Below are 13501 nucleotides of genomic sequence, written 5' to 3'. Positions count from 1 at the left end.
GTGTATCATCCGTCTAGAGATTATACTGACTTAGTCCCACCAGACATCAAACAGTTCCGTGACGCGGATGTTTTCTAAGCCTTTTGCAGATAGCCATTGGCTAACGGCAGTGCGGTGGTCATCGGTACATTTACCGGTTTTTTGTAAGCAGATTAATCCTTCCCATTGAAGGTAGCCACTGCCGTCATAGGCCAGTCCTTGCGGCTCAATCACTTCGCTGATGAAATCATCAACAGTCTTATCAATTGTTGCCGTATCGGTTCCTGCAGGAAATGACCACGCGACAGAAAAGCCAAACTCTTGAAACTCATCAAGATGTAATTTTTTACGTAAACGGCGACTACGATTAACAGCCATTATTTAATCCTCTCAAACATTAAATCCCACACACCATGTCCTAAACGGTGACCCCGCTGTTCAAACTTGGTGAGTGGACGTGAATCTGGCCTTGGGACATATTGCCCCCCGGGCGATTGGTTGACATAACCTGGGATAGATTGCATGACTTCAAGCATATGCTCTGCATAGTTTTCCCAGTCTGTGGCCATGTGAAAGACTCCGCCAAGTTTTAACTTACGAAGGATCAGCTCAGCAAAAGGAATCTGAACAATACGGCGTTTATTATGGCGAGCCTTGTGCCAAGGATCGGGGAAAAAGAGTTGAGCCAGACGTAACGAATTGTCGGGGATCATCTTCTCCAATACTTCTACAGCGTCATGGCACATCACGCGTAAATTAGTTACGCCAGCTTCTTCAGCGCTGGCCAAACAGGCGCCGACACCGGGAGCATGCACTTCGATACCCAAAAAATTCTGATGTGGGTTGGCCTTAGCCATCTCGACTAAGGATGCCCCCATACCAAAGCCGATTTCTAATACTAGAGGGGCTTCACGACCAAAAACCTGCTGAAAATCCATAGGCTCAGCGCTATATTCAATCCCATTGATTGGCCAAAGTTCATCTAGGGCTTGCTGCTGGCCTTTGGTGAGGCGGCCTTGGCGTCGAACAAAACTTCTTATCCGGCGTAATGGACGCCCATCTTCATCAAATTCTGGTGTAATGACGTCATTAATCATAATAAGCCTACAAATGTTTCAATTTTAAATGGGGATTATGCAAAGTTAAGCATGATTAGCAAGCCTTTACCAAGCAGTGGTTTACTTAATGCTAGGTCTATGCTGCAATTTATCCATCTCTCTTCACGAATTCTGTACAAACGATGTTAACTACCACCGATTCGTCATCTTTTGCTAGCCAAGTCCTGACATGGTATCACCAGTTTGGCCGAAAAACGCTGCCTTGGCAGCAAGAAAAAACGCCTTACAAGGTATGGTTGTCTGAAGTGATGCTTCAACAGACCCAAGTTGCTACGGTCATTCCTTATTTTGAACGTTTTATGGCGCAATTTCCAACGGTTGCCGAGCTTAGTGCAGCGCCGATTGATCATGTGCTGCATTTGTGGACAGGTCTCGGCTACTATGCGCGGGCGCGTAATCTCCATAAAGCCGCCTGCCAAGTAATGAGCGAGCACCAAGGCCAATTTCCAGAGTGCTTTGAGCAGGTCGTTGCCCTTCCAGGAGTAGGGCGCTCAACAGCGGGAGCAATACTTTCTCTTTCACTCGGTCAACATCATCCTATTCTAGACGGAAATGTGAAACGTGTGCTCGCCCGTTATTATGCGGTGGCGGGATGGCCAGGGCAGCGGGAGGTCGAGAGTAAATTGTGGGCCTTAAGCGAGACAGTTACCCCGCAACAAGAGGTTGCGGCCTTTAACCAAGCAATGATGGATTTAGGCGCGATGGTCTGTACCCGTTCGCGTCCTAAATGTGAGCTTTGTCCGCTAAATGCGGGCTGTATCGCGTACGCTCAGCATAACTGGCAAGATTATCCAGGAAAAAAGCCAAAAAAAGATCTCCCAACTCGAGAAGCTTGGCTATTGTTATTAAAGCAAGACGGTCGGGTATTACTGGAAAAACGGCCCAGCCTAGGTATTTGGGGGGGGTTGTACAGTTTTCCTCAATTTTCAGATCGCACAGAGATGGAACAATGGCTATCGCAGCGCGGGATTAAGGGTAAGCAGCAACAGCTAAATAGTTTTAAGCATACCTTTAGCCATTTCCATTTACAGATAATTCCGGTGATGATAGAGCAGCCTATCATTGCGGCTTTAATGGAGGAATCTGTTACTCTCTGGTATAACTTAGCGCAGCCGCAATCGGTAGGATTAGCCGCGCCGGTACAACGTATTTTGAACGAGCTAAGCCACGAACTCGCCATAGCGCATAATAATTAACAGGATTGACCTATGAGTCGTACAATTTTTTGCACATTTTTAAAACAAGATGCTGAAGGCCAAGACTTTCAACTTTATCCAGGTGAAATTGGTAAACGCATTTATCAAGAGATTTCAAAGCCAGCTTGGCAGCAGTGGATGACTAAGCAAACCATGTTAATCAATGAACAAAAATTAAATATGATGAATCCAGAACATCGTAAGATCATTGAGCAAGAGATGGTCAGCTTCTTGTTTGAAGGAAAGGACGTTCAGATTGATGGCTACACGCCCCCTGAGCAGTCAAACTAATAAATTATAAAACTTTACGCTAAGCAGCCAGAACGTCACCTTATGAAAAAATTGATTCCTTTAATACTCATCGCGCCACTGCTTGTCTCTTGCTCGAGTGATAAAAAAAGCGTTTTTCACGAAGACTGGGTAAAGGACACCAATGGTTTTGATATCCTTGTGGGCCAGTTCGCGCATAACATCGAAAACATATGGGGGATCAACGAAGTTCTGATTGCTGGCCCAAAAGATTACGTAAAGTATAGCGATAACTACTACACGCGCAGCCACATCAACTTCGAAAGCGGTAAAATTACTATCGAGTCAATTTCGGGCACTAACCCGATGGCCAGCTTACGTGAAGCGATTATCACGACACTGTTGATCGGTGAAGACCCGGGTAACGTTGACCTCTATTCTGACGCTAACGATATCAATCTTAGTCGAGAGCCCTTACTCTATGGTCAGGTTCTGGATAACACCGGGCAGCCAATTCGCTGGCAAGGTCGCGCGGCCACCTTCGCAGATTACCTGCTTAAATATAAACTACATCGCCGAGTTTCTGGGATGCATGTTATCTGGTCCGTTACCATTCCGATGGTACCGAACCACTTAAACCAACGGGCACATCGTTATTTACCAATGGTACGTCGTGCTTCAGATCAGTATGGGGTAGATGTCTCACTCATATTGGCAATCATGCAAACGGAGTCCAGTTTTAACCCCTATGCAATCAGTAATTCTGATGCGCTAGGGCTGATGCAAGTTGTTCAGCATACCGCTGGCGTCGATGTATTTAAAATGAAAGGAAAGTGGGGTAAACCTAGCCGCAGCTATTTACTTGACCCGGAAAATAATATCGATGCCGGTACCGCTTATCTGTCTATTTTACAAAATAATTATTTGGCCGGGATTACCGATCCACAATCGAGACGTTATGCGGTAATTACAGCCTATAATGGTGGTGCAGGAAGCGTATTGAAGGTTTTCTCTAGCAACAAAGATAAAGCCGTTGCAATCATCAATACGATGCCGCCAACGGAAGTTTATCGTATCTTGGTGCGTAAACATCCCGCAGCCGAATCACGGCGTTATCTTTATAAAGTGGATAAAGCTCAGCGTAGTTACTTCCGTTACTAATAAAAAAGCCTTGCAGAGTGAAGTGCACCCGATAGTTGGACAACCTATTATCGGGGGGCACTTCAGAGCAAGGCTTTTTTTATTCTGTCTCGGGTAAAAAGGCTTCGAGTAGTGAATTTAAGAATAGCTTCCCTTTGGCTGTGATTTGCCAATGCTCAGTAGTTTCTTGCAAATAACCTGCTCGAATAGCGTTATCGAGTGCGGGACGTACCCGCTGTTCTGCCAGTCCCGTTAGATCAACGAAATCCTGACGCGGGCAAGGTTCCAGCAATCGAAAACGATTCATAAAAAACTCAAAGGCTTTATCCTCATCCGCAACCATAAATTGCCGATCGAGGTATTCACCTCGCATATATCCTTTAGGGTGACGCGTTTTTACGGTGCGCATAATATTGCCATCAGCGAGTGTAATTTTGCCATGAGCACCGCAGCCAATACCGAGATAATCCCCGAACCGCCAGTAATTAAGGTTATGTTCGCAACGGTAACCGGGCTTAGCATAAGCTGAGGTTTCATACTGCTCATACCCTGCATCACGCAGTAGCCGATCCCCTTGTTCGAAAATATCCCATAAATCGTCATCGTCGGGTAATTTTGGAGGGCGTGAGGCGAACAACGTATTGGGCTCAATCGTTAATTGATACCACGAGAGATGAGGGGGGGTTAGCGCTATCGCTTGTCGTAAATCATCCAAAGCCTGCTCAATACTCTGGTCGGGAAGACCATGCATAAGATCAAGATTAAAACTACGGAGCTTTAGTCCAGTCGCGAGCTGTGCAGCACGCTCAGCTTCCTCCGGCCCGTGGATCCTACCAAGTCGCTTCAACTTTTGCGCATCGAAGCTTTGCACACCTATCGAGATACGATTAATCCCAGCTTGCTGATAGCCACTGAAACGCTCTGCTTCAACCGTACCGGGATTAGCCTCCATGGTAACCTCAATCCCTTCCGATAACGGGATACGTTGACGTACCCCATCCATCAGCTGCTGCATAGCTTGGCTACTCAATAAACTTGGCGTCCCCCCACCGATAAAAATTGTTGATAGCTGCCTTCCCTGAACCAGATGCAGACTATCATCCAAATCTTTCAGTAAATGCTCAACATACTCCTGATGTGGCACCTCACCCTTAAGGGCATGAGAATTGAAATCGCAATAGGGGCACTTTTGTACACACCAAGGAATATGAATATATAAACTTAATGGGGGCAAACCTTTAGCCATTACGTAATGCTTCCATCAGTTGCTGTAATGCTTGGCCACGATGAGAGAGTGCAGCTTTTTCTGCCTTGCTCATTTCAGCTGCGCATTTCTGTTGCTCGGGGATATAAAAGATCGGGTCATAACCAAAGCCCTCTTGACCTCTGGGTTGGCGAGTAATGACACCTGGCCAACGTCCGTAACAGACGATCGGTGTGGGATCGTCGGCATGGGCTAAATAGACCAAGACACAGTGGAAAGCAGCTTGTCGTTGGTCATCAGGTACATCCTGCATCGCCGCCAATAACCTCGCCAGGTTATCGGTGTCGGAAGATCCTTCACCCGCATAGCGCGCCGAGTAGATGCCTGGGGCTCCCTGCAATGCATCGACGGCTAAACCAGAGTCATCGGCAATAGCGGGGAGTCCGGTAACGCGCGAGGCATGACGAGCCTTAATCAATGCATTTTCAATAAAGGTTAGCCCTGTCTCTTCAACTGAGCCTACCCCTAGTTCCGTTTGAGCGGTAATGGTTAAGCCAAAATCGCGTAATAACCCAGCCAGCTCGCTGACTTTACCTGCATTACCTGTAGCCAACACAACATTTTGTGGAGAGAGGTGATTTGTCATGATTTATAGCCAAACCCATAAGTTAGAGAAAAGATCCATTCCAAGATAATTTAATGCATAAAGGATGAGAATAACGATCATCGCGGAGAAGTCTATTCCCCCCATCGCCGGTAGCCAGCGTCTGATTGGAGACATTAGCGGTTCGGTGAGTTGGTAAAGAACGTGGTCGACAGGGCTACGGCCTTGGCTAACCCAACTCATAATTGAACGAATTAAAATCACCCAGAAAACTAAATTACCGGCTGCTTTGAGTAGCGACAAAACACCAATTAGCAATAAGCTAAGTGATAGCGAGAAGCCACCGTTATTGATAGCGACCAATAAAGGATACTTCAGGGTAGTTAAGATAAAAGCGAGAAGTAAAGAGGCACCATCAATAGGGCCAATAGCCGGAATAACGCGACGTAAAGGTCCAATAATCGGTTGGGTCAGTTTCACCACAAACTGAGCAAGTGGGTTGTAAAAATCACAGCGTGCACATTGCATCCAGATTCGTAATAGCAGTACGAGCACGTATAGCTCGATAAAAGTTTTGACCAAAAACGTCAAGGTATACATAGTGTTCCTTAGCTTATTCTGAAGAAGTAGGGTACTGACGGGCACCAAAAATCGCGCTACCCACTCGTACAAGGGTACTGCCTGCGGTAATTGCCGCATCAAGGTCATCACTCATTCCTAAGGAAAGCGTGTCAACCTCGGGGTAGTTCTCCGCTAAGCGGTTATATAGCTCAGCCATACGCTGACAAACAGCCAATTGCTTTGCATAATCAGGTTCTGGTGCTGGGATCGCCATAATTCCTCTTAGCCGTAACTGAGGAAGATGACGAATATTGGCAGCTAAGTCGTTAAGCTGCTCAGCACGAATGCCTGATTTACTGGACTCATCACTGATATTAACTTGAATCAGTACATTGAGTGGTGGCATATGTTCAGGGCGTTGTGCTGAGAGGCGCTGCGCCAGTTTTAAGCGATCAACGGTATGACACCAAGCAAAGTTCTCCGCCACTAGGCGGCTCTTATTCGACTGTAGTGGCCCAATAAAGTGCCAGTCGATATCGAATAAGTGAGCTAAGGCTGCAATTTTACTCACTCCCTCCTGTACGTAATTCTCACCAAAGCAACGTTGACCGGCGGTGTAGGCCGCGCTGATGTCGCTCTCAGGCTTAGTTTTACTTACAGCAAGTAATCTAATTTCTTGAGAATCACGCCCACAATGCTTGGCAATATCGGCGATCCGTTGTTCCACTGAGTGTAAATTTTGAGAAATGGATGTCATAACCGGAAATCACTATGGAGTTAACAGAATTAATTGCGCGTAGTGTAAAACATAACGCGAGCGATCTACACCTATGCTGCGGAGAATTTCCCCGTTGGCGTAGAGAAAATAGAATCTACATCATTCCTCATACAGAGAAACTGACCAATGCTTGGTTTGACGTATTTTTTAGCCAGAGGATCACGGCGCGATTACAGCAGCAGCTGGCTGAGCAGGGGCATTGCGACTTTGCATTTTCCAGTGAGCAGGGAGTGCGTGTTCGGGCATCCCTTTTTAAACAGCAACAGGGTTTATCGCTCTCACTACGAATACTTCCAGTACAGGTGATGGGTATTGAGCATTTGCAGGTGCCTAGAGCCTTACTGCAGTTAGTTAAAGGAGATGATGGCTTACTCCTTGTTACAGGCGCAACGGGATCAGGCAAATCAACCACTCTCACGGCATTGATAGACCATCTTAATCAACAGTGTCAGCGACATATTCTGATGCTCGAAGACCCTATAGAATTTTGCCATAGCCCTCTGCAATGCTTAATCCAGCAGCGGGAAATTGGAGAACATGTCAGTGACTTATCCAACGGCATCGTTGCGGCTTTACGTCAAGATCCCGATATTATTGTAATTGGAGAATTACGCGATAAAACGACAATACAACTGGCGTTTACCGCCGCTGAAACAGGGCATCTCGTCCTCGCAACGCTTCACAGTACGGATACTACTCATGCGTTGCAGCGGTTAGTGGATGCCTTTCCTGCACATGAACGAGATACTGCACGCCAACAACTTGCACAAAGCTTACGTGCGGTGTTAGCACAGCAACTGCAATTCCATGCAGGAAAAGCGCGGCCCATTTATGAGCTATTGATTAACACTAAAGCCGTTGGAAACCTGATCCGCGAAGCAAAATTTCATCAGCTGCAGGGGCAACTGGAACAGGCTAATCAAGAAGGGATGATTTCATTTCGTCAATCGCTTGAACGGTGCAATGAACAGGAAGTCGTTTCAGTCCAAACCGCTATCAATAAAGATTTTCAAACCAACTTTCTAAAATAATTACCGCAGACTGTGAATCAACGCGTCCTTTCGACAAAGATTTAAAACCGCCTTTCTCAAAGAGACGAGATCGGGCTTCCGTTGTGCTTAACCGTTCATCTTGCAGCTCGACTTTTTTCCCTAGCCGGCCATGCAGGCGGTTGGCAAACTTTTTTGCTCGCTGCGTTAATTCTTGCTCACTACCGTCCATATTAAGCGGTAAGCCCACGACTAAATAATCTGGCTGCCACTCGTTGACCACTTTTTCAATCACGTTCCAATCGGGTACGCCATCTTGAGCTTTGACTGCACTGAGAGGGGATGCTGTCGCCGTCAAGGTTTGGCCCACTGCAATTCCGATACTGCGAGTACCAAAATCGAAAGCAATGATGGTGTGATTACTCATTAACTGTGTCCTGCTTCACTGGCAATAGTATGAATATTAATGCCTAATTTTGCTGCTGCGGCCGACCAACGTTCTGATGCCGGTAAATGGAAAATAATGTCGCTGGTGGCGGGAACGGTAAGCCAGGCATTCTCCAAAATTTCATTTTCAAGCTGTTGTTGTTCCCACGCGCAATACCCCAGTGCCACCAATACGTGTTGGGGAGGGTGGTCAGTGGTTAAGGCTTCAAGGACATCTTTAGAGGTTGTGACCACTGTCTCGGGAGAGACCTCGATACTGGATGCATATTTTTGTGGCATGGTATGAAGGATAAATCCACGGTCTTCAGACATGGGACCACCGGTAAATACCGGTTGTTCAAGCTGGCGTTGGGAGCCATCCCCAGAAAGCTCAATATCAAGTTTGGCTAATACCCGTTCAACGTTTAGATTTTCTAAAGGTTTATTGATGATAATCCCCATAGCACCGTCATTGTTATGTTCACAGATGTAAACCACGGAGCGCTTGAATAAAGGGTCCTCTAACGTGGGCATTGCAATCAGGAAATGGTGCTGTAAATTCATACCGTCTCGAGTGATTAGGTTTCTGATAACCGCAGGGCTACCAGAAAGGTTGAACAAAATTATGCGTTAGCTAAACGTTTTTCAATAGCGTCCATCAGCATACCAGTAATTGACACCGGGAATTCAGCTTCAATTTCGCGAATACAGGTAGGGCTGGTGACGTTTATTTCTGTTAATTTATCGCCAATGATATCTAGTCCAACAAAAATAAGCCCTTTTTCTTTAAGCGTTGGAGCCACTTTACGGGCAATAGCCCAGTCACTCTCAGTTAACGGGCGTGGCTCACCGCGTCCACCGGCAGCTAAGTTACCACGTGTCTCGCCGGACTGAGGAATACGAGCTAAACAATATGGAACAGGTTCGCCATCGACAATCAGAACCCGTTTATCGCCTTGTTTAATTTCAGGGACGAAGTTTTGGGCCATACAAAATTGAGTACCTTGCTGGGTAAGGGTTTCCCAGATCACGGAAAAATTAGGATCGTCTTGTTTAACACGGAAAATTGACGCTCCTCCCATACCATCAAGTGGCTTCATGATGATATCACCATGTTCTTGCCAGAAATCACGTAACGTTTCACGACTTCGAGTAACCAAGGTATCAGGGGTTAACTCAGCGAACCAGGCGGTGAAAAGTTTTTCATTACAATCGCGTAGACTTTGGGGCTTGTTTACAATCAGCGTGCCTTGCTCTTCAGCTCTTTCTAAAAGATAGGTCGCGTAGACAAACTCGGTATCAAAAGGGGGATCTTTACGCATAAGGATCACATCAAGATCGGCGAGAGGTAAGGTTTGCTCGCTAGTGAACTCAAACCATTTCTCTTCATTTTGCATAACGGTTAAGCCGCGCGTTCGCGCGAAGGCAACACCTTTGCGTAATGATAAATCATTCATCTCCATATAATGGATTTCATAACCGCGTTTTTGTGCCGCTAACAACATCGCAAAACTGCTATCTTTCTTGATATTGATGGTTGTAATAGGATCCATCACAATGCCCAGCTTAATCATTCACAACCCCTTCAAAATATATAGTATATGCTAGCAAAGGCCTCAGTATACCTAAGGATAAGCGGGCCATTTCACGGAAGATGCCAGATAACATATTATCCTAAATCGCCAAATCTCACCTGTAATGCGGTAATAGCGGTTAATGCTGTGGTTTCGGTACGTAATACCCGTGGGCCCAACAAAATATCTGTAAAATTATCAGCGCTGGCTTGTTCAATCTCAGCGGCCGATAAGCCGCCTTCCGGCCCGATAAGTAATCTCACCTTATTATTGGGTAGGGTAAGACGATTAATGCTTTGCGAGGCACGTGGATGCAGATTGAGCTTTAGCGCATCACTGGGTTCGGAAAGCCACTCTGCCAAGGTCATGACAGGACGAATATCGGGAATGCGATTTCGTCCACATTGTTCACAGGCCGCAATAGCAATTTTTTGCCACTGTGACAGCTTTTTTTCAAGCCGCTCTTTATCCAGTTTTACACCACAACGCTCTGAGATTAAAGGCGTAATAGTGTTAACCCCTAATTCAATTGATTTTTGGATGGTGAATTCCATCTTCTCCCCCCGTGACAGCACTTGTCCCAGATGGATATCGAGAGGGGACTCACGATCGTCGAGTTCTGCGCTGGAGGTTTCAACGATGACCTGTTTTTTACTGGCTTCCACGATATCAGAAAGAAATACGTGGTTACTGCCGTCAAATAACAGAACCTGTTGTCCGGCGACCATGCGTAATACTCGGCCAACATGATTGGCGGCGTCTTCAGAAAGCTGAATACGTTGATGATTTTGGAGCGTTTCAGGATGAAAGATGCGGGGAATGCGCATGGTCTTATCTCTTAATAAAAAATAAATGAATAACCTTCATGTCTATACCTTATAGCTTGACCGCTGAACCGACGAATTGCAATCGAGTAGCGTTACTGATTAATGGCATTGCTGGGCAACCCAAGGGTTCGCATTTCCCTGTATTTGGCTGATACGCCGGTCACGCTGACACTCCCAAGGTGTCACGGGATAAAGCTTATTCCAAGCCATTAATAGCTGTGTTTGCTGGCGAGAGAGGGAAAGGTGGTATTGGTCGCGCATATACAAGGTGATCCGTGCAATCGGGCCACGGGCACGCGCTGCCGGCTGGGTTAGTTTAGCTTTAAAATCATTAATCATCTCACAAGCACCGTATTGTGAGGGGGTGCCATTCCACTGGCTGTAAGCAAAGTTATTGCGATCGCCATTCACTTCACCAATAGCCGGTTCGAGATTATGTAGGTCGGATTCTATTCTGCGATACTCGCTATCTTTGCGACAATTTTTTCTCCCTCCTTGTTGCCAGCATTGGCGTTGATGGCCAAATACCCAAGCTGGCACCACATGTTCCCACTCTATTCGCGCGGCACGTTGGGCATTCTTTCGTGGCTGATAACCACAGGAGGTTAAATCAGGGATCCCTTTTTTACCTTGCCAATCAATATCACATCCACAATAAAATTCTTTTGCACCTTGGTTAACCTCAACAGAGGCCTTTTTCGCCGCTTGAAAATTATTCTGTAGGTAGACTTTTGCAAAGGCTGGAGTAATTGAAAAAAGTAAAGTTAATAAACCCATTTTGAGGCGCATATTCTAGAAATATATCAAAGTGACATCAATGCGCCATAATACCCCATCCCAGTGCGAACATCTGTACAAAAGTCAGCCTCTCAAGAGTCAGAAGTTTCCGTTTTCGACGCTTTAAATTCACCTAAATGTAAGGGGTGGGCGCAGCGTCGGCAGCGATATTCGGTTTCCCCGCGCACCACGCGGTTATGACGACGTAAGGTGAGGGCGTGTTGCTGGCATTCGCAGTGATACGGGAACGTCTGACCAGCGACTGAGGTAGTGGTAAAGTGATGAGTGCGTTCGGCTTTTACCTGTAAAATTTCTTCCATCATCCAGCGCCACTCACGACCATGAGGGGCCACGCGGCCAAATTTTTTCCATACCAGCAGATGCGCAAGTTCATGCGGGACCACTTGTTCCACAAACGCTTGTTGATTCTCTTCACAGAGCACAGGGTTCAGTCGGATTTGCCACTCCTTTAGCCATGCACTGCCTGCAGTGGTTCCGCGTTGTTGCCAACTGATGGAGGGCTCAGGTAAAGGATCATCGAAAAGAGGGGCGGCAAGGTTGAGGTGATGGCGAAGCGAGCGATAAATGGCTTGCTGTAAAGCGATAGGCAGGCGAAGATTTTTTTTCATTGGGTAAGGATAACATAAAAAAAGGGGTGAACTTGTCACCCCCCTAGTATGATTAATCGCGCGAACCGATTTCTTTTAGTTTTTTACCTTGCATCAGGTTTCTTTCAATGTGTTCCAGTGAAACATTTTTCGTTTCTGGAATCAGACACAGAGTCAGAATGATGAAGACAACATTCAGTGCTGCGTATAACCAGAAGGTCCCCGCATTGCCTAAATTATTCAGTAGAGTTAAGAAGGTCGCACCGACAATCATATTCGCAATCCAGTTGGTCGCCGTTGAAACAGTAATACCGAAGTCGCGGCCTTTCAGCGGTTGGATTTCAGAGCAAAGTACCCAGATTAATGGACCTGCACTCATTGCGAAACCAATAATAAACATTAATAGCATCGCGATAGCGAAGTATTGCGCACCAGCTGAGTGGATGCCGAGATGAAGCATTGTTCCTAATACACCCATCCCTGCGGCCATTACAATAAAGCCTAGGACCAGTGTTGGCTTACGGCCCCAACGGTCAACCAGCCCAATTGCAATGAAGGTTGCGAGTACGTTGACTAAACCAACAATCACCGTTCCCCACATTTGCTCGGTAGTATTGGTGAACCCTGCAATTTCAAAAATTTTCGGCGCGTAATACATAATGACGTTCATACCGGTAAATTGCTGCACAACTTGCAGTAATACTCCCAGATAAACGGCACGGCGGAAATTACTATTGTCTTTAAACAGTGCCCAACCCGTTTGCTTGATTTTTAAGCTTTCACGGATTTCGTCTAATTCGCGTTTAGCTTGTTCGCTTGTATCACGAAGGCGATCAAGGACTTTCTGTGCGTCATAAAATTGCCCTTTAGCCGCTAACCAACGCGGGCTATTTGGCAGGAATACGACGCCGACAAGTAATAATGCAGCAGGGATAGTGATCACACCCAACATCCAACGCCAATCACCACTGTAGCTCAGCGCGGTATCTGAGAGATAAGCGCCAAGAATACCGATAGTAATCATCAGTTGGTAAAGAGAAATCATACTTCCGCGAATTTTTTCCGGGGCGATTTCAGAGAGGTAAAGCGGCGCAGTATAAGAAGCAATACCGACAGCTAATCCTAGCAGTACCCGTGCTGCAATCAACATTTCAGGTGAGGTCGCTAGGGCTGACCATAATGAGCCAATAACGAACAGGATGGCTCCCGCCATTAAGCTCTTTTTACGACCAAGTGACGAGGACATCCAGCCACTGCCGACAGCGCCCACTGCGGCACCAAACATCATTGAGCTTACGATCCACTCTTGTTGATGAGGTGTCACATTGAATTCTTTGGCAATGAAGGGTAGAGCTCCGGCAATAACCCCGATGTCTAAACCAAATAATAAACCGGCGAGTGCAGCGAGAAAACAGACGAAAAACGTCATCATTTTATTAGACGTTCTACGTTTAGATGTATTTACAGGCAT

17 protein-coding genes are annotated in these 13501 nt (G+C 46.3%); 4 read left to right on the top strand and 13 right to left on the bottom strand.

The window, feature by feature from the left end; translation table 11 throughout:
- Positions 1–30 precede the first annotated feature (30 nt).
- Together HH682_RS03640 and trmB are read right to left on the bottom strand one after the other, a co-directional pair.
- The gene (locus HH682_RS03640) at positions 31–357 is read right to left on the bottom strand and encodes a YggL family protein (protein WP_214236263.1); all 327 of its coding nucleotides are present in this window, start codon (positions 355–357) and stop codon (positions 31–33) included.
- Positions 357–1076 (bottom strand): tRNA (guanosine(46)-N7)-methyltransferase TrmB, encoded by a 720-nt coding sequence (gene trmB, locus HH682_RS03635; RefSeq protein ID WP_214236262.1) that lies wholly within the window; start codon positions 1074–1076, stop codon positions 357–359. Before trmB ends, HH682_RS03640 begins: the two co-directional genes overlap by 1 nt.
- 143 nt (positions 1077–1219) lie before the next feature.
- On the opposite strand from trmB, the gene mutY reads away from it, so the two are divergent.
- Genes mutY through mltC form a run of 3 tightly spaced genes read left to right on the top strand, consistent with a single transcriptional unit; the run spans position 1220 to position 3703 of the window.
- Positions 1220–2293, top strand: coding sequence for an A/G-specific adenine glycosylase (gene mutY / locus HH682_RS03630; protein ID WP_214236261.1), 1074 nt, complete (start codon positions 1220–1222; stop codon positions 2291–2293).
- Positions 2294–2305: 12 nt separating this feature from the next.
- Positions 2306–2584 carry an oxidative damage protection protein gene (locus HH682_RS03625; RefSeq protein ID WP_214236260.1) on the top strand — a complete coding sequence of 93 codons (279 nt, stop codon included), beginning with the start codon at positions 2306–2308 and terminating at the stop codon, positions 2582–2584.
- Positions 2585–2626: 42 nt separating this feature from the next.
- Complete coding sequence (mltC, locus tag HH682_RS03620) at positions 2627–3703, top strand: membrane-bound lytic murein transglycosylase MltC (protein WP_214236259.1); 1077 nt, start codon at positions 2627–2629, stop codon at positions 3701–3703.
- A gap of 79 nt (positions 3704–3782) precedes the next feature.
- Here mltC and hemW read toward each other — a convergent pair whose 3' ends face one another.
- The 4 genes from hemW to HH682_RS03600 are packed head-to-tail and all read right to left on the bottom strand — an operon-like array spanning position 3783 to position 6808.
- Positions 3783–4928, bottom strand: a complete 1146-nt coding sequence (gene hemW, locus HH682_RS03615; RefSeq protein WP_214236258.1) for a radical SAM family heme chaperone HemW — start codon at positions 4926–4928, stop codon at positions 3783–3785.
- The gene (rdgB, locus tag HH682_RS03610) at positions 4921–5532 is read right to left on the bottom strand and encodes an RdgB/HAM1 family non-canonical purine NTP pyrophosphatase (RefSeq protein ID WP_214236257.1); all 612 of its coding nucleotides are present in this window, start codon (positions 5530–5532) and stop codon (positions 4921–4923) included. Before rdgB ends, hemW begins: the two co-directional genes overlap by 8 nt.
- Before the next feature lie 3 nt (positions 5533–5535).
- A complete protein-coding gene (locus HH682_RS03605) occupies positions 5536–6090 on the bottom strand; it encodes a YggT family protein (RefSeq protein ID WP_214236256.1) in 555 nt (184 codons plus the stop codon).
- Between the two features lie 13 nt (positions 6091–6103).
- Positions 6104–6808, bottom strand: coding sequence for a YggS family pyridoxal phosphate-dependent enzyme (locus tag HH682_RS03600; RefSeq protein WP_214236255.1), 705 nt, complete (start codon positions 6806–6808; stop codon positions 6104–6106).
- A gap of 14 nt (positions 6809–6822) precedes the next feature.
- Between HH682_RS03600 and HH682_RS03595 the strand changes: the two genes are divergently transcribed.
- Positions 6823–7860 (top strand): type IV pilus twitching motility protein PilT, encoded by a 1038-nt coding sequence (locus HH682_RS03595; RefSeq protein ID WP_214236254.1) that lies wholly within the window; start codon positions 6823–6825, stop codon positions 7858–7860.
- On the opposite strand, the gene ruvX is transcribed toward HH682_RS03595, so the two are convergent.
- The 7 genes from ruvX to HH682_RS03560 form a co-directional block, all read right to left on the bottom strand.
- On the bottom strand, positions 7826–8245 hold the full coding sequence (gene ruvX, locus HH682_RS03590) for a Holliday junction resolvase RuvX (RefSeq protein ID WP_214236253.1): 420 nt from the start codon (positions 8243–8245) through the stop codon (positions 7826–7828). The genes HH682_RS03595 and ruvX overlap by 35 nt on opposite strands.
- Complete coding sequence (locus HH682_RS03585; RefSeq protein WP_214236252.1) at positions 8245–8808, bottom strand: YqgE/AlgH family protein; 564 nt, start codon at positions 8806–8808, stop codon at positions 8245–8247. The genes ruvX and HH682_RS03585 overlap by 1 nt, the downstream gene beginning before the upstream one ends.
- 59 nt (positions 8809–8867) lie before the next feature.
- Entirely contained in the window at positions 8868–9818 is a 951-nt protein-coding gene (gene gshB, locus HH682_RS03580; protein WP_214236251.1) for a glutathione synthase, read from the bottom strand.
- Positions 9819–9913: 95 nt separating this feature from the next.
- Positions 9914–10645: a 16S rRNA (uracil(1498)-N(3))-methyltransferase gene (gene rsmE, locus HH682_RS03575; RefSeq protein WP_214236250.1), complete on the bottom strand. Its 732-nt coding sequence runs from the start codon at positions 10643–10645 to the stop codon at positions 9914–9916.
- A gap of 99 nt (positions 10646–10744) precedes the next feature.
- Positions 10745–11422 (bottom strand): endonuclease, encoded by a 678-nt coding sequence (locus HH682_RS03570; RefSeq protein ID WP_250318531.1) that lies wholly within the window; start codon positions 11420–11422, stop codon positions 10745–10747.
- A gap of 92 nt (positions 11423–11514) precedes the next feature.
- On the bottom strand, positions 11515–12051 hold the full coding sequence (locus HH682_RS03565; protein WP_214236248.1) for a SprT family zinc-dependent metalloprotease: 537 nt from the start codon (positions 12049–12051) through the stop codon (positions 11515–11517).
- Positions 12052–12103: 52 nt separating this feature from the next.
- Complete coding sequence (locus HH682_RS03560; RefSeq protein WP_214236247.1) at positions 12104–13501, bottom strand: sugar porter family MFS transporter; 1398 nt, start codon at positions 13499–13501, stop codon at positions 12104–12106.

The organism is Rosenbergiella gaditana, assembly GCF_018494065.1.
In the GTDB taxonomy this organism is placed as follows: Bacteria; Pseudomonadota; Gammaproteobacteria; order Enterobacterales; family Enterobacteriaceae; genus Rosenbergiella; species Rosenbergiella gaditana.
Note: the sequence above shows the minus strand (reverse complement) of the source record. Positions and strands in the feature narration are given on the sequence as shown.